This window comes from Pseudomonas sp. GL_093, assembly GCF_057837605.1.
In genome coordinates, this window is the sequence record NZ_CM174448.1 from 2,721,942 (window position 1) to 2,742,724 (window position 20,783).

General features: G+C 62.0%; 15 protein-coding genes. 10 read left to right on the forward strand and 5 right to left on the reverse strand.

The genetic code is table 11. From position 1 onward, the window contains the following. The first annotated feature begins 63 nt into the window (after positions 1-63). Positions 64-690, forward strand: a complete 627-nt coding sequence (gene ycaC, locus AC3IUE_RS12535) for an isochorismate family cysteine hydrolase YcaC (protein ID WP_489267753.1) — start codon at positions 64-66, stop codon at positions 688-690. A gap of 119 nt (positions 691-809) precedes the next feature. Here the strand turns inward: ycaC and AC3IUE_RS12540 are convergent, their stop codons facing one another. Continuing rightward, entirely contained in the window at positions 810-2,246 is a 1,437-nt protein-coding gene (locus AC3IUE_RS12540; protein WP_489267755.1) for a mechanosensitive ion channel domain-containing protein, read from the reverse strand. Between the two features lie 79 nt (positions 2,247-2,325). Next, complete coding sequence (locus tag AC3IUE_RS12545) at positions 2,326-3,345, reverse strand: alpha/beta hydrolase (protein WP_489267757.1); 1,020 nt, start codon at positions 3,343-3,345, stop codon at positions 2,326-2,328. A gap of 138 nt (positions 3,346-3,483) precedes the next feature. Here AC3IUE_RS12545 and AC3IUE_RS12550 point away from each other — a divergent pair, with 138 nt between their 5' ends. Next, positions 3,484-4,380, forward strand: a complete 897-nt coding sequence (locus AC3IUE_RS12550) for a LysR family transcriptional regulator (protein ID WP_489267759.1) — start codon at positions 3,484-3,486, stop codon at positions 4,378-4,380. A 136-nt stretch (positions 4,381-4,516) separates the two neighbouring features. On the opposite strand, the gene AC3IUE_RS12555 is transcribed toward AC3IUE_RS12550, so the two are convergent. The 3 genes from AC3IUE_RS12555 to gspG form a co-directional block, all read right to left on the reverse strand. Next, a complete protein-coding gene (locus AC3IUE_RS12555; protein WP_489267761.1) occupies positions 4,517-5,188 on the reverse strand; it encodes a hypothetical protein in 672 nt (223 codons plus the stop codon). Between the two features lie 148 nt (positions 5,189-5,336). Then, positions 5,337-6,524 carry a type II secretion system F family protein gene (locus AC3IUE_RS12560; RefSeq protein WP_056746548.1) on the reverse strand — a complete coding sequence of 396 codons (1,188 nt, stop codon included), beginning with the start codon at positions 6,522-6,524 and terminating at the stop codon, positions 5,337-5,339. 12 nt (positions 6,525-6,536) lie between these two features. Then, positions 6,537-6,971, reverse strand: coding sequence for a type II secretion system major pseudopilin GspG (gspG, locus tag AC3IUE_RS12565; RefSeq protein WP_461997811.1), 435 nt, complete (start codon positions 6,969-6,971; stop codon positions 6,537-6,539). 195 nt (positions 6,972-7,166) lie between these two features. Here gspG and AC3IUE_RS12570 point away from each other — a divergent pair, with 195 nt between their 5' ends. The 8 genes from AC3IUE_RS12570 to AC3IUE_RS12605 all read left to right on the forward strand — a co-directional run bounded on the left by AC3IUE_RS12570 (position 7,167) and on the right by AC3IUE_RS12605 (position 20,716). After that, the gene (locus AC3IUE_RS12570; RefSeq protein ID WP_489267764.1) at positions 7,167-7,775 is read left to right on the forward strand and encodes a lytic transglycosylase domain-containing protein; all 609 of its coding nucleotides are present in this window, start codon (positions 7,167-7,169) and stop codon (positions 7,773-7,775) included. Between the two features lie 402 nt (positions 7,776-8,177). Further along, complete coding sequence (gene mnxG, locus AC3IUE_RS12575; RefSeq protein WP_489267766.1) at positions 8,178-14,006, forward strand: manganese-oxidizing multicopper oxidase MnxG; 5,829 nt, start codon at positions 8,178-8,180, stop codon at positions 14,004-14,006. Positions 14,007-14,173: 167 nt separating this feature from the next. Then, positions 14,174-16,126, forward strand: a complete 1,953-nt coding sequence (locus AC3IUE_RS12580) for a YncE family protein (RefSeq protein WP_489267768.1) — start codon at positions 14,174-14,176, stop codon at positions 16,124-16,126. Between the two features lie 12 nt (positions 16,127-16,138). Beyond that, positions 16,139-16,795, forward strand: coding sequence for an SCO family protein (locus tag AC3IUE_RS12585; protein ID WP_461997815.1), 657 nt, complete (start codon positions 16,139-16,141; stop codon positions 16,793-16,795). Next, positions 16,792-17,430: an SCO family protein gene (locus AC3IUE_RS12590; RefSeq protein WP_056746560.1), complete on the forward strand. Its 639-nt coding sequence runs from the start codon at positions 16,792-16,794 to the stop codon at positions 17,428-17,430. Before AC3IUE_RS12585 ends, AC3IUE_RS12590 begins: the two co-directional genes overlap by 4 nt. 9 nt (positions 17,431-17,439) lie before the next feature. Further along, positions 17,440-18,990, forward strand: a complete 1,551-nt coding sequence (locus AC3IUE_RS12595; RefSeq protein ID WP_489267770.1) for a cytochrome c/ABC transporter substrate-binding protein — start codon at positions 17,440-17,442, stop codon at positions 18,988-18,990. 15 nt (positions 18,991-19,005) lie between these two features. After that, entirely contained in the window at positions 19,006-19,959 is a 954-nt protein-coding gene (locus AC3IUE_RS12600) for a peptidylprolyl isomerase (RefSeq protein ID WP_489267772.1), read from the forward strand. A gap of 223 nt (positions 19,960-20,182) precedes the next feature. Beyond that, positions 20,183-20,716: a response regulator gene (locus AC3IUE_RS12605; protein WP_056746566.1), complete on the forward strand. Its 534-nt coding sequence runs from the start codon at positions 20,183-20,185 to the stop codon at positions 20,714-20,716. Positions 20,717-20,783: the final 67 nt, after the last annotated feature.

Sequence of the window (20,783 nt, forward strand, 5' to 3'; positions counted from 1 at the left end):
AAAAAAAGCGCCGACCCTTCACGTCGGCGCCGTATGTAACACCCATCCACCGAGGAGTTTCACATGAGCTACGTTCCGTACAAACGCCTGAACAAAGATGACGCTGTTGTTCTGTTGGTCGACCACCAGACGGGCCTGATCTCGCTGGTTCAGGATTTCTCGCCGAACGAATTCAAGAACAACGTACTGGCCCTGGGCGATGTGGCCAAGTTCTTCAAGCTGCCGACCATCCTGACCACCAGCTTCGAAAACGGCCCGAACGGCCCGATGGTTCCCGAGTTGAAAGAGCAATTCCCAGACGCGCCGTATATCCCGCGTCCAGGCCAGATCAACGCCTGGGATAACGAAGATTTCGTCAAAGCCGTTAAAGCCACTGGCCGCAAGCAACTGATCATCGCCGGTGTAGTCACCGACGTTTGCGTGACGTTCCCGACGCTGTCGGCGCTGGCTGAAGGGTTTGAAGTGTTCGTGGTGACCGATGCCTCGGGTACTTTCAACGAAACCGTGCAACAAGCAGCCTGGGCGCGCATGGCGGCGGCCGGTGCTCAACTGGTGAATTGGTTCTCGGTGGCCTGCGAGCTGCAGGGCGACTGGCGCAACGACATGGAAGGCCTGGCGAACCTGCTGTCACCGCGCATTCCGAACTACCGCAATTTGATGAACAGCTACTCGGTGCTGTCTTCGAAGTAAGTTTGCGATCGCACAGAAAGATGCCCGCGAATGCGCGGGCATTTTTGCGTCTGGCGAATGAGCTTTTTGTAGCCGCTGTCGAGCTTGCGAGGCTGCTGCTACATGGACCGTGTGGCCCGTTACACCGGTTGGCGTTTGTGCAGCCAACTCAGGAATCCGCTTTTCCTGATCGGCACCGGTGTGGTCATCAACGCCAACCGACTGCTCTGCTGTCTGACTGCCTGCAACTTGTTCAACGCCCGACCCACTTCGACACGTTGTTCCATGCAGTTACGGGTCAGGGATTTGTCGATCCGGTAAATGATGCACGAGGTCAATGTGGTGAAGGTCGCCTGCGAGGGCGTATCGGCGAGAATGCTTTGCTCGCCCATGACTTCGCTCGGCCCCATACGCCCGGCTTCGGTTTGCCCAGTGCCATTGGGCACGGTGGCGCTGACCACGCCGGTGGCGATCACCATCAAGCTGTCTGGCACTTCGCCCAATTCCAGTACCACCTGACCTGCCGCGTACTGCTGCGCGACCATCGACTGGGCGATCTGATCACGCTCATCCTCGCTCAAGGAACGGAAGATTTTCACTTCATCGAGCAACGCCCGTGCGCGGGTCGTCGGTTCAATCACGCCATCGAGCTGCCGGGAAATCCCCGCCGCTTCGAGGTGCCGATGCACCAGGTCGAACAGTTGATTGCGCACTTCGCTTTTTTTACCCAACTCGGCGATAAACCCGCTGGCTACGTATTCAGACATGGTTTCGCCAGACTCTTTCAGCACTGCTTTCGGTGCCGGGTTGAGCAGCAAACTGCTGCTGCCCTGAAGCGTGCGGTCCAGTGCATCCAGCACCCGACGCGGGCGAATGTGGTTAGGCACTTGAATGCTGATCGACACGCCGTGCATGTTGTTCGGCCGACTGAGGTTGACGATTTTTGCCTTGGCCGCCACCGAGTTCGGCACCACCGCGGTACTGCCGGCACTGGTCAGCAGGTGGGTGGCGCGCCAGTCGATGTCGAGCACTTTGCCCTCGACGCCGTCGATCATGATCCAGTCATCCACCTGATACGGCTTGGTGGTGTTGAGCACGATCCCGGAAAACACGTCGCTCAAGGTACTTTGCAACGCCAGGCCCACGACAATTGCCACGACGCCGGAAGTCGCCAGCAAACCTTTCACCGGCAGCTCCAGTACATAACCGGCCGCCGCGACGATGGCGATCAGAAACACCAGCGCGCCGATGACATCCTGCAGCAACCGACCGCTGTGACCGATGCGGCGCATCAGTACCAGACCGATGACTTCGGTGAGCACCCGTGCGGCGTACAGCCACCAGAGAATCCCCAGCGCCGTGGCGCCCGATTGCGCCACGCGATCCTCGGCGAACAGCGGCGCCTGCAACGGACTCACGCCGGCATTGATCGCGAGTGCGCTGAACATTACGAACAGCGTCAGTCGCACACCGACCCGCGTGACGCGATGCTTGAACGGCGCGAGGTGCCAGAGCACGGCGTCGATCACCAGCAGCAGGGCACTCCACGACAGCAGATGGGCAAGGAAAAAGGACATGGGGAAACTCCGGCTAAAGATTGCTTTCGATTCGCGTAGCAGCTTCGCCACGCATTTCTGCGTGGCGAGGCGAGGGGGCTCAGTTCAGATGCGTCTTGAGTTCCAGTGCTGCCTGGCGAACCGCTGCTTTCACTTGCGGAATCTGGCTCAGTGGGTTGAGCAGACCGAAGTCGTGAATCATGCCGTTGTAGCGCACGGCCGTGACCGGCACCCCGGCCGCGTCGAGGTGGCGGGCATAGGCTTCGCCTTCGTCACGCAACACGTCGAACTCGGCGGTTTGCACCAGGGCCGCAGGCAAACCTTTGAGCTGTTCGGCGCTGGCTTGCAACGGCGAGGCATGGATCTGCGCACGCTCGGCTGTGTCGGTGGTGTAGCTGTCCCAGAACCAGTTCATCATGCCCTTGGTCAGGAAGTGGCCTTCCGCAAATTGCTGGTACGACCCGGTATCGAACTGTGCGTTGGTCACTGGCCACATCAACAGCTGGAAGCGCAGCGCCGGAGTTTTCTGTTCCTTGGCCATCAAGGCCACGACCGCCGCCATATTGCCGCCGACGCTGTTGCCGGCCACTGCCAGGCGTTTGCCATCGACGCCGATGTCCTTGCCATGCTCGGCCACCCAACGGGTCGCGGCGTAAGCCTGGTTGATCGCAGTCGGGTAGTGCGCTTCCGGCGACGGCGTGTAATCGACATACACCGCGACAGCACCGGAGCCGACCACCAGGTCGTGGATCAGACGCTGGTGAGTCGGGTAATCGCCCAACACCCAGCCGCCACCGTGGAAGAACATGAACACCGGCAATTCACCTTTGACCTTGGCCGGCCGCACGATTTTCAGGTTGATGGTTTGCCCATCGACCTTGATCGCACGGTCGCTGACGTCCACACCTGACAGATCGACCTTCACCGAGTTTTGCGCGCCGGTCAGTACCGCACGGGCATCTGCAGGGCTCAGTTGCTCAAGCGGCTTGCCACCGCCGGCAGCGAGGGCTTCGAGGAAGGCTTGCGTGTTGTGTTCGACACCCGGGCTGCCAGCGGCAAAGGCGTTGCCTACGGCCAGGGCGAGGAGGGAAGCGGTCAGGGTTGTTTTGACGATGTTCATGGTTAATTCCTTTTTAATTGTGTGTTCGGTCTGGGGTTAGAAGCAGCGGCTGTCGCTGCACCGTGGACACAGATTAATAAGGTGTCTAAAAAGGAAAAAGCGGCTATAAAATGTTTGACTGTCAACCAAGGCGTGACAATGAACCCATTCGAAGATATGCGTATTTTTTGCCAGGTCATGGACTCCGGCAGCTTCACCGCGGCGGCCGATCAATTGGGCCTGTCCAAGCAGTTCGTCAGCCGGCGCTTGATGCAACTCGAAGAACGTCTGGGGGTGCGTCTGCTCAATCGCTCCACGCGGCGACTGGACGTCACGCCACTGGGGCAGAGTTATTACGAGTCAGCCTTGCGCCTGCTGGGCGAAATCGAGCAAGTGGAGCAGGGCATCGCCGGCCAGACCACCGAGCCCCGCGGCACTATTCGTATCACCGCGCCGTTGTCGTTTGCGGTGGCGCATTTGGGCTGTTTGCTGCCGGTGTTTTTGCAGCGTTATCGCGATGTCACGGTGGAAGTCGACCTCAGTGATCGGCCGGTGGATTTGCTCAGTGAGGGTTATGACCTGGCGCTGCGCATCGGCATTCTGGAAGATTCGACGCTGATCGCCCGACGCATCGCTTCCATTCAGCGGGTGTACTGCGCCAGCCCGACTTACCTGGCCGAGCGCGGCACGCCGCTCAAACCCGAAGACCTGCACAGCCATGACTGCCTGCCTTACGGCCACGGGCGTCAAGTGCAATGGCGTTTCGAAGGGCAGGGCAAGCCGTTGGTGGTCAATGTCACCGGGCGGATGCGGGTCAACAATGGTGAATTGCTCAGGGACGCGGCGATTGCCGGCATGGGGATTACTTACTTGCCTACCTTCATTGTCGGTTCGGCGTTGAAGGACGGCAGGCTGGTGCCGGTGCTGGATGAGTTGCGTCCGCAGCCGCTGACGTTATCGGCGGTGTATCCGCAGCACCGCCAGAGTTCACGGCCGGTGCAGGCGTTGATCGAGTTTTTGCGCGAGCGCCTGGATCAGACTGAGGGTGTGTTGTAGAGCATGAGCACATGCCAGTGTGCGAGCCTGCTCGCGATGGCGGAGTGTCAGACGACGTCATGTTGAATGACAGATTGCTATCGCGAGCAGGCTCGCTCCCACAGGGGATTTGTGGAGCTTTGGGGTTCAGCGGTTGTCAGGACCTTTTGTCATCGCCTGGCTCGCCACCAACATGCACACCATGGTCGTCACCCGGTTCACCGCCGACATGTACGCCGTGGTCATCGCCGACTTCACCGGCGCGATGCACGCCGTGATCGTCGCCGACTTCACCTGCGCGATGAACGCCGTGGTCATCGCCGATTTCGCCGGCACGATGTACTCCGTGGTCATCGCCGACTTCACCGGCGCGATGAACGCCGTGGTCGTCACCAATTTCACCGGCGCGATGAACCCCATGATCATCACCGGGCTCGGCGTGAGTGCCATTGCGTCCGGAGGAGGCTGTGTTACCGGAATGGCCCGAGCCATGGTCGCTGCCACTGTGACCGCTGCCGCTATTGCCGCCACTGCCGCTTCCCCCGTTACCGCCGCTATTGCCTCCGCTGCCGCTGCCACCGTGACCACCGCCATTGCCGCCGCCACCGCTTCCACCACCGCCGCCAGAGCCCCCGCCACCCCCGGAGCCGCCACCCCCACCGCCAGAGCCTCCACCGCCCCCGCCACCAGAGCCGCCACCCCCTCCGCCACTCCCGCCATCCTTGGCCTGTGCGCTCGATACACCGGACAGGCTGTCCGGAATCAATACGGTAGACGCCGACAGAACTGCGCCAATCGCTACTGCCAGTAAAAGCTTGTTGATGTGCATGTCGTTCTCCGTCTTCTTGTTCGGGTTGGAACGTTGATGAACAATGCAACGTGCTGCTTGATTCAGTTGATAAACACTTCAACGCATCGATTTATTCATTTGTAAGTCGATGAACAATGCAACGTGCCGCTCGACCCTGTTCTAGGGGTCAGTGAATACTCGAGGCCAGCTCGAAAATCGGGATGTACATCAGGATCACGATCACCCCGATCAGCAGGCCGATGAAGGTCATGAGCAAGGGTTCGAACAGCCGCACGAACCATTCGATCCAGCGGCTGATTTCTTCGTCGTAGAAGTCGGCGCTACGCTCCATCATTTGCCCGAGGTTGCCGGACTGCTCGCCGGCGCGCAGCAAGCGCAGGGACACCGGTGTCACGAGGTGATTGAGTTCCAGGGCGGTCGACAGCGACTGACCCTCGCGCACCCGTTCGCAGGCCTGGTCCAGGCGCGCGCGGGAGGCGACGGTGAGCAGGCCGCGAACCATGCCCATGGCGGTGACGAGGGGAATGCCGCCTTGTAGCAGAATCCCCAGCGAGCGGTAGAAGCGCGCCAGTTCGTACATGAAAATGCGTTGATGGACCGCCGGGAGTTTTTCGATCACACGGTCCAGGCCCCGACGAAAGGCCGGTTGGCGCTGGAGGAAGGTGAGGGCGACGATGATCGCCAGCAATGCGCCGAAGAATTCGCCCTGATGGGCGTGCAGGAACATCCCGCTGCTCATCAGGATCTGCGACAGCCACGGCAGGTTCGAGCCCAGTCCTTCGAACACCAGGCTGAAGCGCGGCACCACGTAACCCATCAGAAACAACACCACGCCACCGCCCACCACCAGCAACAGCATGGGGTAGATCGACGCGCTGACGATTTTTTGCCGAACCTCGTCCATGCGCTGGCGATAGCTGACATAGCGGCCCAGGGCATCGCCCACGGCGCCGGTCTTCTCGCTGGACTGTACCAACGCAACGTAAAGAGGAGGGAACACCGCCGACAACTGGGCCAGTGCCTGGGAGAACGATTTACCTTCATAAAGCAGACGCACCAGTTCGCTCAAGGTCTTGCGGGCCTGGGGCGCGTTCTCTTTTTCCGCCAGGCTTTCCAGCGCATCGATCAACGGTAGGCCGGCATTGAGCAACGTCGTCAGTTCCTGGCTGAACAGCACCAGGTTGAAGGTCTCGCGCTGTCGAACCCGCAACGCACGCCAGTGACGCTCGGCGTACAGGCTGATCACCCGGTAGCCCTGGTCTTCAACGATACGCCGGGCTTCGCTGTGGCCGAGCGCCTCGACGGTCATCGAAACGACGCCGGCCTTGCCAACGGCTTTGAGATGAAAACGCATGATCGCCTCCCGTCATTGCCAGCTGGTGACTTCGGCGTTTTCGCCTTCGCCGCCGGGTTGCCCGTCCTTGCCCATGGACAGCAAGTCGTATTCGCCATTTTCGCCGGGGCAGCGATAGGTGTAGTTACGGCCCCACGGATCCTGCGGCAGTTTTTTCTGCAAGTAAGGGCCGGTCCATTTGGTTTCATCGCTGGGCGCGGTCACCAGCGCCTGCAAACCCTGTTCGGTCGACGGGTAATGACCTACCTCCAGTCGGTACAGATCCAGTGCTTTGCCCAGGCCTTCTATTTGCGCCTTGGCCACCTTCACTTCGGAGCGGCCCAGTTGGGCGAAATACTTCGGCGCGACGATGCCAGCCAGCAGCCCCAGCACCACCAACACCACCAACAGTTCGAGCAGGGTGAACCCGCTTTGAGCACGCGGGGCGGAACGCAAACGCTGATTCATGATGACCTCACACAGTCGGCAGAAGGGTCGCCGTGAAGGCTTATGCAATTGCCATGCACATGCCCGGGCATTCCTCTGCAACCCCTGAATTACGGGCCTTCGCGCATCCGGCACAGTGCTTGCGTATGACTGGTTTACTACCGGCCATTGGGGCATTAGCCCCATTTTTCGGGGCCGGGCAGGAGAGGCATAAAAATGAAAACACTCACCACAGGACTGCTCGGCCTGCTTGTGCTGGCCGGCGTCGTACAGGCCGATGTGTTCGTTTCCGTGGACGCCAAGGGCAGCTACGTTCTGTCCAATGTCCACCGTCCCGGTCGCACCTATGAACGGGTGATTCACGAGCCTGAAACCGCCCGGGTCAGCATGGATCAGCAACCGCAGATGATTGCCCGGCAGCCCTATGCCGAGCTGGTTTCGGCGGCTGCCACAGCCAATGAATTGCCGGCGGCGCTGTTGCATGCGGTGATCCAGGCCGAGTCCGCGTATGACTCCCATGCGCAGTCATCCAAAGGCGCGGGCGGGTTGATGCAATTGATGCCTGACACCGCCCGGGAGATGGGGGTGAAGAATGTCTACGACCCGAAAGCCAACATTCAGGGTGGCGCCAAATACCTGAAGCACCTGATGACCCTGTTCGATAACGACATCAGCCTCGCCGTGGCGGCCTACAACGCCGGGCCGAAAGCGGTGCTCAGCCGTGGCGGGGTGATCCCGCCGTTCGCCGAAACCCAGCGTTACGTGCCCAGTGTCTTGCGCCAATACCGACGCTTGCAGGGCCTGGCCGCGGATGCGCCGCTGTGATTGGGGGTTTCCCCCCATTTGTGGGGCAACCCGATCCGTACCGCCGACCGAAGACCACAATCGTCCTGTAGCAGCTGTCGAGCTTGCGAGGCTGCGTTCGGCTGCGCAGCAGTCGTAAAACCTGAGCATGAGGTTTTCCTGAAACACCGAGTTGCCGGATCTCACGACTGCTTCGCAGTCGAACGCAGCCTCGCAGGCTCGACAGCTGCTACGGAATTTGAGTTTTTTGGTGAAGTCGTCGCCCGGCCCGGAAAGTGGGGAATGGGTGGGGAATATCCCCCGAGTTGTTAAGTCATTTATGTAATCGATTGAAAAATAACAAAATTATTTATGGCATGCGGATTGCTCAAGGGGATTTGTCGAGACTTATTCCTAATGAGTACCACAGCGAGGCCCGTGATCATGACCGGCATACCCTACGCTCCGTCCTTGTTTAATCTGCTGCTGTTGGTGGCGTCGATGCTGGGCATCGAGCTGGCCGAAGCGGCCGTGCGTTGCGAGCGCAATCTGGTGGCCAATATCGTGGCGCTGGATCAGCCGCTGATGTTCAACCGCCTCGGCGCGCAGAACGCCAACGGCATGATGTTCGCCCTGCGCCGCGATGTGGTCGATGATCACGAGATGTCCCTGGCCCAGGGCGGGGCGGCGGTGCCGGGCAAAGTCTCGCTGCGGCCCGACAAGCGTCCGCGTCCACTGGTGCTGCGCGTCGCTGCCGGTGACTGCTTGACCATCAACCTGCAGAACTTGCTCGCCTACCAGGCCAACCCCGGCAGCCATGAAAACGAAGGGGAGGAAGAGATTGAGGGCGAAGTCGCCATCGGCAACATGGACCCATTCAAGGTCGATGAGCAGGTCGCCGACCGCCACGTCGGCTTCCAGGTCAACGGCATGCAAGCGGTCAACAGCATCGACGACATTGCGTCCTATACCGGGCGTAACGCCAATACCTTGATTGCCCCCGGCGCCACCCGTTCCTACACCTTGTACGCCGAGCGCGAAGGGGCGTTTGCCGCCAGCAGCCGCGGCGCGACCTTCGGCGGTGAAGGGGATGCGGGCAACGTGGCCAACGGGCTATTCGGCCAAGTGGTGGTGGTGCCCAAGGGCGGCCGTACCTATCGCAACACCGTGACCGAAGAGGAAATGCGCCTGGCCAGCGTCGGCCGCACCCCGGCCGGTCAACCGATTGTCGATTACCAGGCGCGCTACCCGCAACGCGCGCCGTGGATACGTGAAGGCAAGGCCGGCACGCCGATCATCAACATGGTCGACGGGAATGAAATCATTTCCAGCGAGAGCGACGCGATCGTGATGGGCAGCAACGCCGACGGCAGCTTCCCGCCGTCGACTTATCCGCTGGAAGCCATCGGTAAACGCAACCCGGCGATCCCGAATCGTCTGGAACCGTTCCGTGATTTCGCCTCGCAGTTCCAGGATGAAACCGCCGCGACCCAGGCGTTCCCCGCTTACTGGGCGGACCCGGTGATGGCCCACGTGCTGGAGCCGACCCGCGACTCGTTCATGATCAACTATGGCTCCGGTGGCATGGGCGCCGAAGTGGTTGCCAACCGTTTGGGCGTCGGGCCGATGCACGATTGTCTGTCGTGCGCCTATGAAGAATTCTTCCTCAGCTCGCACACCGTCGGCGACGTGGCGATGCTGGTGGACGTGCCGGCCAACGCTGGCCTGGAAAATATTCGTCCCGGTGAAACGCCGAGCGCCGATCAGGTCGGGGTCAAGGCGACCATGGCGCTGTACCCGTCCGAGCCGTCCAACGTCAACCACAGCTACATCGGTGACTTCATCAAATTCCGCAATACTCACAACGGTCACGAGCAGCACATTTTCCACCTGCACGGGCACCAGTGGTTGTTCAACCCCAACGACGACAACTCCGACTATGTGGACGCCCAAGGCATCGGTCCGGGCGCCGGTTACACCTACGAAATCGCCAACGGTGGGTCGGGCAACCGCAACCGGGTCGCGGGCGATGCGATCTATCACTGCCACTTCTACCCGCACTTTGCCCAAGGCATGTGGAGCATGTGGCGGGTGCATGACGTCTTTGAAGAAGGCACCAGACTCGAGGTGTCCCAGCAGGGCGCCGACGGTTATCACAGCGAACCTTATGCACTGCGCAGCGGTAAACCGGCGGCAGGCGCCCGGGCCTTGCCCGATGGCGAGATCGTCGCCGGTACGCCGATTCCAGCCGTTGTGCCGCTGCCAGGCAAAGCCATGGCGCCGATGCCGGGCAAAGTCGCGGTCGTGCCGAAAATCGGCGACACCCTGGTGGCCGGTGATGATGACGACGATGACGAGGAGGATGACGACGACGGCGAACAAATCAGCGGTAACGGCGGCGCTCAGGCCATCGGTTCCCTGGCCCTGGTGGATCGCAGTGAAGCCAACCGCAATGCCGACGGCAGCCTGAAAAACCCTGGCTATCCGTTCTGGATCGGCGGCATGGAAAGCTCGGTCGGCCAACGCCCACCGACCCCACCGCTGGACATGCTCGACGCTGCCAAGGCGCAGGCCTTGAAAACCAGCGGCAACGCCTTGTGGGCCAATCTCGACCCGGCTCAGTCCGGTGGTTGGGATGGCGGTCTGGGGCGCCATTCTCTGGACGGTTTCTCCTCCGGCGGCCAGGCGCACACCATTACCACGTCCCTGGATTTCTCCAAGGAAGTGACTCGCGCCAAACCCATTTACATGCCGGAAGAGGGCACCGAAGTCGAACAGGCGGCCATGGCGTTCCACGCAAAAAAAGACCATCCGAGCTTCGCCGTGCTGCCCGGTAATCAAATCGTGGCGCGCAACTTCCGCACCAACGGCGCCTTGCCGATCGCAGGCGCACCGTATTACGAACCGTGCATGGATGACCGGCAAAAACGCCTGACCAGCAGCGCCGGGACCGGTGAGTTCAACAGCGGTGAACGGGTTGACGGCATGTCCTTCAGCGGTTCCTCGACGTTCACCGCCGACCGTCCACGGGTCTATAAAGCCGCGAACATCCAGTTCGACGCGGTCTACAACAAGGTCGGTTACCACTTCCCGCAAGCGCGCATTCTCGCGCTGTGGGAAGACGCCTGGCCGGTGATTACCAAACAGCGTCCGCCAGAACCTTTGGTGATGCGCATGAACACCTTCGACTGCGTGCAGTACCAGCAAACCAACCTGGTGCCGGCCACTTATGAAATGGACGACTATCAGGTGCGCACGCCGACTGATGTAATCGGTCAGCACATTCACCTGCCGAAATGGGACCTGACGGCCGCCGACGGTTCGGCCAATGGCTGGAACTACGAGGACGGCGTGCTTTCCCCCGGTGCGGTGCAAGAACGCATCCGCGCCATTCGCGAGTTCAACCAGTGCCAAGGCACCGATCCGCGTGACGGCACGCCGGCCTGTCCGAAAGCCAAGGCTCACCCGTTCTTCGGCCAATACGGCCGGGCCGACTGGGTCGGAGCGCGGACGGCGATGCAACGCTGGTTTGTCGATCCGGTGGTGAACGCCAAAGGCGTCGACCGTGGCCTGGGAACCATTTTCACCCACGACCATCTCGGGCCATCGACTCACCAACAGATCGGTCTGTACGCCACCGTGCTGGCTGAACCGGCCGGTTCGACCTGGTTCCACGCCGAAACCGGCGAGCCGTTGTACAGCGGCGCGCGGCAGGACGGCGGGCCAACCTCGTGGCAAGCGGTGGTGTCCACCGGTGACCTGGACGGCGACGGCAAGAACGACAGCTTCCGTGAGTTCTTCCTCGAATACAGCGACTTCCAGCACGCCTATGAAGCCGGTGTGTACGTCGGCGCCGGCCCCAACGGCGTGCCCAATCCGCAAGCCTTCCCGGCCACCGCTGACAGCTTCCGTTACGCGATCAACCCGCCGGTGCGCAAAGAAGCCGAGACCCTGCTTGAACAGGTGGTCGAAGCCCGCGGTGGACTGATGCCCGGTTGCCCAAGCCGGCCATGCCCGCAAGCCATCTCGGTCGATGACCCTGGCATGTTCGTGGTCAATTACCGCAACGAACCGCTGGCCCTGCGGGTGTACGACCCGAACAAGGTCGGCCCGGACGGCAAGCGCGGCATGCAGGCCGACGGCCTCGGCGGTGACCTGGCGTACGCCATGCAAAGCCGTACCGACCGCGCCATCCCAGCGATGAACCTGGCACCGAACCTCGTCACCGCGGCCACCGGTCCAACCGGCGGTACTACGCTGTTCCCGCCACACATCAACCGTGGCGGCGCCGAACCGGGTGACCCGTTCACCCCGATGCTGCGCACCTACACCGGTGACAACGTGCGGCTGCGGGTGCATGCCGGTGGCCACGAAGAAGAGCACAACGTGACCCTGCACGGCGTGAAGTGGCTGCAAAGCGGTTCCGGTTTCGGCAACAGCTCCAACTCCGGCTGGCGTTCGTCGCAAATGATCGGGATCTCCGAGCAGATGGGCTTCAATGCGCCGGTGTCGATGATCTCCAGCGCGGCCGCGACCACCGGGGACTACCTGTACTCGATGGACGCCTCCCTGGAAGGTTACTGGAGCGGAATCTGGGGCGTGATGCGCAACTACACGGCCCAGCGCAGCGACCTGTTCGCGCTGCCGAACAACGCAAAACCAGCCGGTATGCGCAACACCGTGGCGTTCGATGGCATCTGCCCACGGATCGGCGCCAACCCCAATGGCATCGGCACCCGGCCGACACCACAACGCAACTATGAAGTGGTCGCGGCACTGGCCAACGACATCCTTGGCAATCCGTTGAACCTGTCGATGGCCGATCCGGCCGGCATCGGGCAACACGTCGGCGGGCCGTTGAAGCCGGCGGGCGGCACCCTGGTCTACAACTCGCGGGCAGTGAGCATTCCTCAGGTCACGGTGAACGACCCCGAGGACGGGACGACCTTCACCATCGGCGGGCAAAGCGGCCCGTTGCATGACCCGACGGCGATCCTTTATGTGCGCAAGGGCGATCTCGATCCGATCACCGGCAAGCTCAAACCCGGTGTGCCCGTCGAACCGCTGGTGCTGCGCGCAGCGGCGGGTGACTGCATCAACATCACCCTGGAAAACCGTCTGCCCAGCGTGATGCCGGACCTGACCCAGACGGCCTCGGTGATGGGCATGGTCAAGCGTGACCGCAACCATGGCGAGGGCTCGACCACCTTCAGCAATAACCTGATGCGGCCATCCAGCACGGTGGGCCTGCACGCACAATTGCTGGCGTACGACATCACCAAATCCGACGGGACCAACGTCGGCACCAACCCGATCCAGACCGTGCCGCCGCGTGTCGGCAATGTCGGCGCGTACCCGACGCGGACTTATCAGTACTACGCCGGGCACCTGGAGCGTGAAGGCAAGCCGATCACGCAACTGGGCCGCAGTGTCGACAACATCAACGCCACGGCGGTGGAGTTCGGCGGGTTGAATTTCACCCCGGCGGACGTCATCAAGCAGCCGCAAAAAGGCCTGGGCGGTGCGATGAGCATCCTGCCGGTCGGCGCCACCTGGGTTGACGATGCACGCAAAGTCTCGGCGACGGTCACTGCACCGGGGCAAACCACCTACCGCGATTTTGCGATGGTCTGGCAGAAGGCGTTGAACATGCGCTGGGCCAATGGTCGTCCGGTGGAAGGTATTGCCTCGGAGGCCGGTGTACCGACCGATCCGCAGGACAACTCGAGCATGGCCATCAACTACAAAACCGAACCGATGTGGTACCGCTTCGGCCTGCCACCGGATGCGCCGTTTGGCCACGCTGATGGCCATGGTTACGGCGACGTGCCTAACGCGCACATGGCCTTCAGCAATGCGCTGGTGGGGGGCGATCCGCAAACGCCGGTGCTCTATGTGAAACCGGGGCAACCGTTCCGCACGCACATCATGATGCCTACGGGTGGCAGTCGCGGCTCGACCTTTCAGTTGGACGGTCACGTCTGGTCGGTCAACCCGTTCCAGTCGGAGAAGAGCGATACCGGCGGCTATCCGATGAGCACGCCAGGGGTGGGCTCGGTGCGGTTCGGCTACAACCCGATGTCGATGTACATCGGCGCCCACGAAAGCATCTTGCCGGCGGCGCACTTCAGCTTCATGCACCCAAGCGCCGGGGGCAGCAATGCAATACCGGGCGACTACCTGTTCCGAGACTACGGCGCTTACGGCAACACCGCCGGGCTTTGGGGATTGCTGCGGGTGACCAACGAACCTGAACCGGCTCCGGCACCGTAGGTGTCGGGATGGGGTGGTGGATGGCACCACCCCTGTGGGAGCGAGCTTGCTCGCGATGAGGCCAGCACATTCAACATTTATGTCGACTGTCAGACCGCTATCGCGAGCAAGCTCGCTCCCACAGGGGGGCGTTACGGCAGGCTCAGATTAGAAAGGGGAGAAGTGTTATGAACAGGACCATCAAAATCGCCGGATGTGCGCTCGTTGTAGGGTTGGCGCTGATCTGGCTGGGGGTATGGCGCACGACGCCTGCGGCCACGCTGAGCGAGGTCGCGCTGCCGAACACCTGGGGCGGCCAGACGCTTGAGCGTGACGGGGTGTCGGTGGCGCTCGAGGTGCGGCCGCTGGCGCAGGACGGCGTGCTGCGCGAGGGTGGATTCGCCGACGTGCGCTTTCGGGTCACTGACAGCGCTTCGGGCCAGCCACTGTCGGGTGTCGCACCCGGTGCCTGGCTCGATCCGGAAACCGTCGCCGCCGACCAGGCCCAGGGCCGCGAACACAGTTGCAAATCCCGGGTCGGGGTGTTTCTGAAATCGAGCATCGGCGCGCGGCCGTTGCTCGATCTGAACAGCTACTTCCTGCTGGTGATGAACCGCGATGCCAGCGTCTCGGTGGTCGATCCGTCGGTGTCGGTGGGCGGGATCACCAGCACGATGGCGCGGATCGACATCAAGCAACCGCCGATGGATTGGGTCACGCCCAGAGACAACAAGCGGGCGTTTGTCTCAATGCCAACCGCAGATGAGATTGCGGTGATCGACAGCGAGCAATTCAAGTTGATCGACTCGGTGGCTGCCGGCAGCAACCCGGTACGGCTGGCATTACAACCGGATGAGCGTCTGCTGTGGGTCGGCAACAACGCGAAATCGGCCGAGGCGTCCGGGGTGACGGTGATCGACACGCGCAGCCTGAAGACGATCAAACACCTGGCCACCGGTGCCGGGCATCACGAAATTGCCTTCAGCAAGGACAGTCGTTTTGCCTTCGTCACCAACCGCGATGACGGGACGGTGAGCCTCATCGACATCGCCAGCCTGACCATCAGCAAGCAACTCAAGACCGGCTCGCACCCGTTGTCCGTGGCGTACTCGCCGCTGTCTCAGGCGGTGTATGTCGCCGATGGCAAGGACGGCACGGTGACCGTGGTCGACACCGCCAGCCTCGCAGTCCGGCGGGTGATCAAGATGAAACAGGGCCTGGGCCCGATGGGTTTCAGCGCTGACGGTCGTTTCGGCATCGTGCTCAACACGCTGGAGAACCAGGCCTCGGTGATCGACGCGGCCACCGACTCGTTGATCCATGAACTGGACGTGTCCGCTGAACCCTATCAAGTGGTGTTCACCAAGGCCTACGCCTACATTCGCGGACTGGCCTCGGCCAAAGTCACGATGATCAACCTGTCGTCCTTGGGTGAAGGCCGCACGCCGATCAGCCAGGGTTTCGAAGCCGGGCCTCAGGCGCCACGGCTGGCCGGTGACCTGCCGCTGGCATCGAGCCTGGCGGTGTCGCGGGACGACAACGCGGTGTTTGTGGTCAACCCGGTGGACAACACCACCTACTTCTACGCCGAAGGCATGAACGCGCCGATGTCCGGCTACCCCAATCGCGGGCAGGTGGCGCGGGCGGCGATGGTCATCGACCGCAGTCTGCGCGAAGTCGAGCCGGGACTGTACAGCGCCCGGATCAAACTGCCCGCCGCCGGACGCTTCGACGTGGCCTTCCTGCTCAACCAGCCGAACATCATCCATTGCTTCACGGCTTTGGTTGAGCCGGATAAAACCCTCATCCGGCACCCGGGTGTGCCGAAGGTGGAGTTCATGCTCGACACGTCAACGGCCGCCCTCGGCAGTCCTTACGTGGTGCGTTTTCGCATCGTTCAGGGCAAGCAGAAAGCACAGCGCAGCGGGGTCAAGGACGTTCAGGTGCGCTACTTCCGGGCCCCGACGTCCAGGGTCCGGCAAGTCGCCGCGCTGGAAGTGGGCGACGGCGTTTATGAAGCCCCGGTGACCCTCGACCAGAACGGCGCCTGGTACCTGCACGTTCGCGCGGCGTCGCTGGGCGCGAGTTTCGACGACAAAACTTTTGCCAGCGTTCGGGTCCTGCCCGGCGATGCCCACTAAAAGGAGTTCGACATGAACCGATTCGCACACCGTGGACTGCTGACGTTCTGCCTGCTGGCCGCCGGTATCGGCCAGGCCTTGGCCCACTCGGCGGATGAACACGCCGGTCACGAAATGCCGGCCAGCAGCGCCCGTTCGGAAAGCGCCCAAATCAAGTTCGCCGACGTGACGCTGGTGGACCAGAACGGCAAAGCGGTGCGCCTGGAAAAAGACCTGGTGACCAACAAGATTGTGGTCATGAGCTTCATCTACACCAGCTGCACCACGGTTTGCCCGGTGGTGTCGTCGATCATGGGCAAGGTGCAAAAACAGCTGGGTGCCCGGGTCGGCGGCGAAGTGCAACTGGTGTCGATCAGCATCGACCCGCAGCGCGATGACGCCAAACGCCTGAACGACTACGCCCGCCACTTCCAGCACGGCCCGGGCTGGAGCTGGCTGACCGGCAGTTCGCAGTCGATCAACGAAACCCTCAAGGGACTGGGCACCTTCAGTGGGGACTTCAAAAACCATCAGCCACTGATTTTGGTGGGGGACGGCAACAGTCGCCACTGGACCCGCTATTACGGCTTCACCGACCCGACGGTGCTGGCCCGTGAAGTGGAGAAACTCAGCGGGCAGCGCAACGTCCACGCCAAGCACACGGCCATCGCGATGGAGCAGCAGCCATGAGAGCCCTCGACTGGATCTCCCTGACGGTTTGCTTTTGCCTGTTCAGTTCGCTGGCGTCCGCCCACGAAGGGCACAAAGAGCCGGCACCTGAGGTGTCCGCCGTTGCCGCACCGCCCGGCTTGGTTACGAGCACTGGCACCCGCGATGCGAAAACCTGGTTCACCGACACGCCGTTGCAGGACCAGAACGGCGAGACCCTGCGCTTCTACAGTGACGCGCTGCAGAACCGCGTGGTGCTGCTCAATGTGATTTTCACGAGTTGCAACGATGCCTGTCCGCTGATCACCCGCAAGCTCAAGGAAGTGCGTGAGTTGCTGGGCGACAAAGCTGACGGCATCACGTTTATCTCCCTTACCAGTGATCCGCTGCGCGACACGCCAGCGGTACTCAAGGCTTACACCTTGAAGCAGGGCGTCGATGGCCCCCACTGGCTTTTTCTTACCGGCGACAAGGCACAGATGGACCTTGTATTGGGGCGCATCGGCCAGATCGTGCCGACCCCCGAGCAGCATTCAACACAACTGATCGTGGGTGACGTGGCCAATAAACGCTGGAGCAAAATCCGTCCCGATGCCCCGGCCGCCGCCATTGCCCAGCGCTTGCAGTTGCTGACAATGCCCGTGGCCGGTCGTTGAGCCCGCGCCATGAGAACTTCACTCGCTCTCGGCCTGCTACTGCTTGGCGGCCTGCATTTCGCCGCTGATGCGTTGCCGCTGAGCCCCAGCGAAAGCGCCGGTAAACGGCTGTATCGCGAGGGTGTGTCCGCGAGTGGCGAGCCGATCATGGCGCGGGTCGGGGCGGCGGACATACTGTTGCCCGCCACCAGCCTGCCGTGCGCCAACTGCCACGGCGCCGATGGCCTCGGGCGGCCCGAAGGCGGGGTGCGACCGCCGGATCTCAGCTGGTCGCGGCTCACCAGCACCTACGGCCAGCAGCACATCAATGGCCGTGCGTACCCGGCGTACACCGAAGACACCTTGGCGCGGGCTATCCAGGAAGGGCGTGATCCGGGCAACAATCGGCTCGACCCGGCGATGCCGCGCTTCGTCCTGTCGATGAATGATCAGCGCAACCTCACGGCCTACCTCAAACGCGTAGCCGAGGACCGCGACCCCGGCCTGACCCCCGACAGTCTGCACCTGGGCACCTTGTTGCCAAGCCAGGGGCCGTTGAGCGAGGAGGGCGCCACGGTGGCAGCGGTGCTCCGGGGCAGCGTGGCGCGAATCAACGAAGCGGGCGGGATTCATGGCCGGCAGTTGCGCCTGACCATCGTCGATCCGGGCCCAGACCGCGCCAGTGCCGAGCAGGCGCTGGACCGATTGATCGAGCAGGAACAGGTGTTCGCCCTGATCGCGCCGCTGGCGCCGGCACTGGACTCGGACCTGGCCGCGCGCCTGGAACGGGCCGGCATTCCGCTGATCGGACCGCTGTCATTGCTGGGCACGGCGCAGGCCAGTCGGCAGATTTTCGAACCGCTGCCGGGGTTGCGCGAGCAACTGATCGCCCTGGCCGATTACGCCACCATTAATTTACGGGTGCTCCAGGGGCCGACGCTGATCACTTACCCGGACGAGCCCAGTCAACGGTTGGCGGCGCAGAGCCTCGGCCAGTACTTGCAGGATCACGACTGGCAAAAGGTCAGTCTGAAAGTTTACGACTCGGCGCAAGACGAACTGCCACTGGGCTCGCGGTCGGTGTTTTACCTGGGCAGCGGCGGCGGTTTCAGTCGCCTCGCCGAGCGCTTGCAGGCGGCGGGGCAGGTGCCTTATCTGTTCGCTGCGTCGAACCAGGTGGCGGGTGATCTGTTGCAGGTGCCCAGTGATTTTTCCCGGCGGGTGTTTCTGGCTTATCCGTTCGTGCCCAGTGACTGGACGCTGGCCGGACGTCTGGCCCTGACCCAAGTGCGCCAACGCCAGGGGCTCGGCGGTCAGCACGCGATGTTGCAAGTCGGCGCGTTCAGTTCGATGTTGCTGTTCAGCGAAGGCATGAAACAGGCCGGGCGCGACGCCAGCCGCGAGAAACTCATCAGTGCGCTGGAAGGCCTGCATGACTTCGATACCGGGCTGACCCCGCTGATCAGCTTCGGTCCGGGCCGCCGCCTCGGCTTGCGTGGCGCGCATATCGTCACCGTGGACTTGCCCGGCCAGCGCTTTTATCTGGTCGCGCCCTATAAACCCATTGCCGCTACACCCTGACTGGAGGTCTCGATCATGCCGCTCAAGACTCTGTTGCTCCTGCTCACGCTGTGGGTTCCCGTGGCGTTCTGCAGCAATGGCCCGGCCGCCGCGCGGGTCAATGGCGAGGAAATTTCCGAGCTTCGCCTGGAGCGCTATTTCGCCGAATACCTGGAGGATCAGGGCCGGGCGGTGGGCAGCCTCCGCAACCCCAAGGCCTACAAACACTTACGTCAGGCGGCACTGACAGCCTTGATTGACAAAGAGTTGCTGTGGCAAGAAGCCGTCAAGCGCGGGGTGGTGGTCAGTGACGCGGTGGTGCAACGTCAGGTCGATCAGACCCGGCAGGCCATGGGCGGTGCCGACGTGTTCGCCCGACGCCTGGAAGACGCCGGTTTTGACGAAGTCGGTTACACCGAGTACACCCGCCGTGAGCTCGCGGCCCAGCAAGTGTTTGCCGACCTCACGCAGGTCGCCGGGCCTGACGAAAAACAGGTCCGCGCGTTCTATGAAGAGCATCGCGCCGAGATGAACCGGCCGGAACACATCCAGGCACGGCACATCCTGATCAAAGTGCCCCAAGGCGCGGATGCCGCCGCGGTTGAAGCGGCCCGGCTACGCTTAGAGGAGATGCGTGTGAAAATCAGTGCGGGTGAGGACTTTGCCAGCGTGGCCCGGGCCGATTCCGAAGATGCTTCCGCCAGCGAGGGCGGTGATCTGGGCTATTTTCCTCGTGGACGGATGATGCCTGAATTCGAAGCCGCGGCCTTTGCCCTGGCACCGGGGGCTGTCAGTACACCGGTGCGTACAGCGTTGGGCTGGCATTTGATTTACCTGCAGAACCACTTGGAGGCGACCGATGTCTCAGAGGTGCAAGGGCTTGAAATGGTCCGGGCTTACCTTGCCCGACAGCAACAGGCTCAGGCTCGTCTACAGGTTCTCGCGCAACTGCGATCAAGCAATCGAATCGAACGGGTTGACGATGATTGAGGGTTCCCCCCCCCAATAGTGGGGAAATGCTTCAAGGTCCATCCGAGTGCTTCCCCGCCTTTGGGGGATGGAGTTTCTGGACGAAATGGTTTTTTCATGAAAATCAAAGACGTGCAACGGTAAAAAACCGACGCTCAGCCTGGCATGAAGTGTGCGTTAGCCTCAGTGAAGGCGCGTACTCCCAGGGCTGGAACATCGGACCTGCGGCTTCAAGGAGTCGACCTTGTTAAACAAAATACTGGTTGTCGAAGACGAACAGCTGCTTGCCGAAAACCTCAAGGATTACCTTCAGGCGCAAGCGCTGGACGTCCGGATAGCTCACGACGGTGCGATGGCAATCGGCGAGGCCGAGCGTTTTTCACCCGATGTGATGGTGTTCGATTACCGCTTGCCCGACATGGAAGGCTTTGAGGTGCTCGATGCTGTCCGCCAGAACAGGAAGTGTCATTTTGTGCTGATTACCGGGCACCCAACCGCTGAAGTCTGTGAGCGGGCCCGGCAACTGGGAGTCAGCCATATCCTGTTCAAACCGTTTCCATTGGCGGAATTGGCCCGAGCAGTCTGCGACCTTCTGGGGATGGAGCGCGAACCCAAAGCAGGCATGAGCAATTCGCAAGGTTTTGTCGAACGACGCCAGAGCAGGTCCGAGAGTTTCCCGCTGCAGTTGTACGACGGCAGTTGGGTGCTGGCAGATCGTCGACGAAACACATCGACCTCCAAGGCACCAGACGACGAACAATTGCTCACCGGGGAGTAGTGGCGCGACAAGACGTTCCGGCTTCCGCCGCAATGGCCTGCCGCGTCGACAGGGCTCAAAGCCCCCG

Coding starts and splice junctions, on each gene's coding strand:
- ycaC (WP_489267753.1), top strand. CDS start 64: ATGAGCTACGTTCCGTACAAACGCCTGAACAAAGATGACGCTGTTGTT.
- AC3IUE_RS12540 (WP_489267755.1), bottom strand. CDS start 2,246: ATGTCCTTTTTCCTTGCCCATCTGCTGTCGTGGAGTGCCCTGCTGCTG.
- AC3IUE_RS12545 (WP_489267757.1), bottom strand. CDS start 3,345: ATGAACATCGTCAAAACAACCCTGACCGCTTCCCTCCTCGCCCTGGCC.
- AC3IUE_RS12550 (WP_489267759.1), top strand. CDS start 3,484: ATGAACCCATTCGAAGATATGCGTATTTTTTGCCAGGTCATGGACTCC.
- AC3IUE_RS12555 (WP_489267761.1), bottom strand. CDS start 5,188: ATGCACATCAACAAGCTTTTACTGGCAGTAGCGATTGGCGCAGTTCTG.
- AC3IUE_RS12560 (WP_056746548.1), bottom strand. CDS start 6,524: ATGCGTTTTCATCTCAAAGCCGTTGGCAAGGCCGGCGTCGTTTCGATG.
- gspG (WP_461997811.1), bottom strand. CDS start 6,971: ATGAATCAGCGTTTGCGTTCCGCCCCGCGTGCTCAAAGCGGGTTCACC.
- AC3IUE_RS12570 (WP_489267764.1), top strand. CDS start 7,167: ATGAAAACACTCACCACAGGACTGCTCGGCCTGCTTGTGCTGGCCGGC.
- mnxG (WP_489267766.1), top strand. CDS start 8,178: ATGACCGGCATACCCTACGCTCCGTCCTTGTTTAATCTGCTGCTGTTG.
- AC3IUE_RS12580 (WP_489267768.1), top strand. CDS start 14,174: ATGAACAGGACCATCAAAATCGCCGGATGTGCGCTCGTTGTAGGGTTG.
- AC3IUE_RS12585 (WP_461997815.1), top strand. CDS start 16,139: ATGAACCGATTCGCACACCGTGGACTGCTGACGTTCTGCCTGCTGGCC.
- AC3IUE_RS12590 (WP_056746560.1), top strand. CDS start 16,792: ATGAGAGCCCTCGACTGGATCTCCCTGACGGTTTGCTTTTGCCTGTTC.
- AC3IUE_RS12595 (WP_489267770.1), top strand. CDS start 17,440: ATGAGAACTTCACTCGCTCTCGGCCTGCTACTGCTTGGCGGCCTGCAT.
- AC3IUE_RS12600 (WP_489267772.1), top strand. CDS start 19,006: ATGCCGCTCAAGACTCTGTTGCTCCTGCTCACGCTGTGGGTTCCCGTG.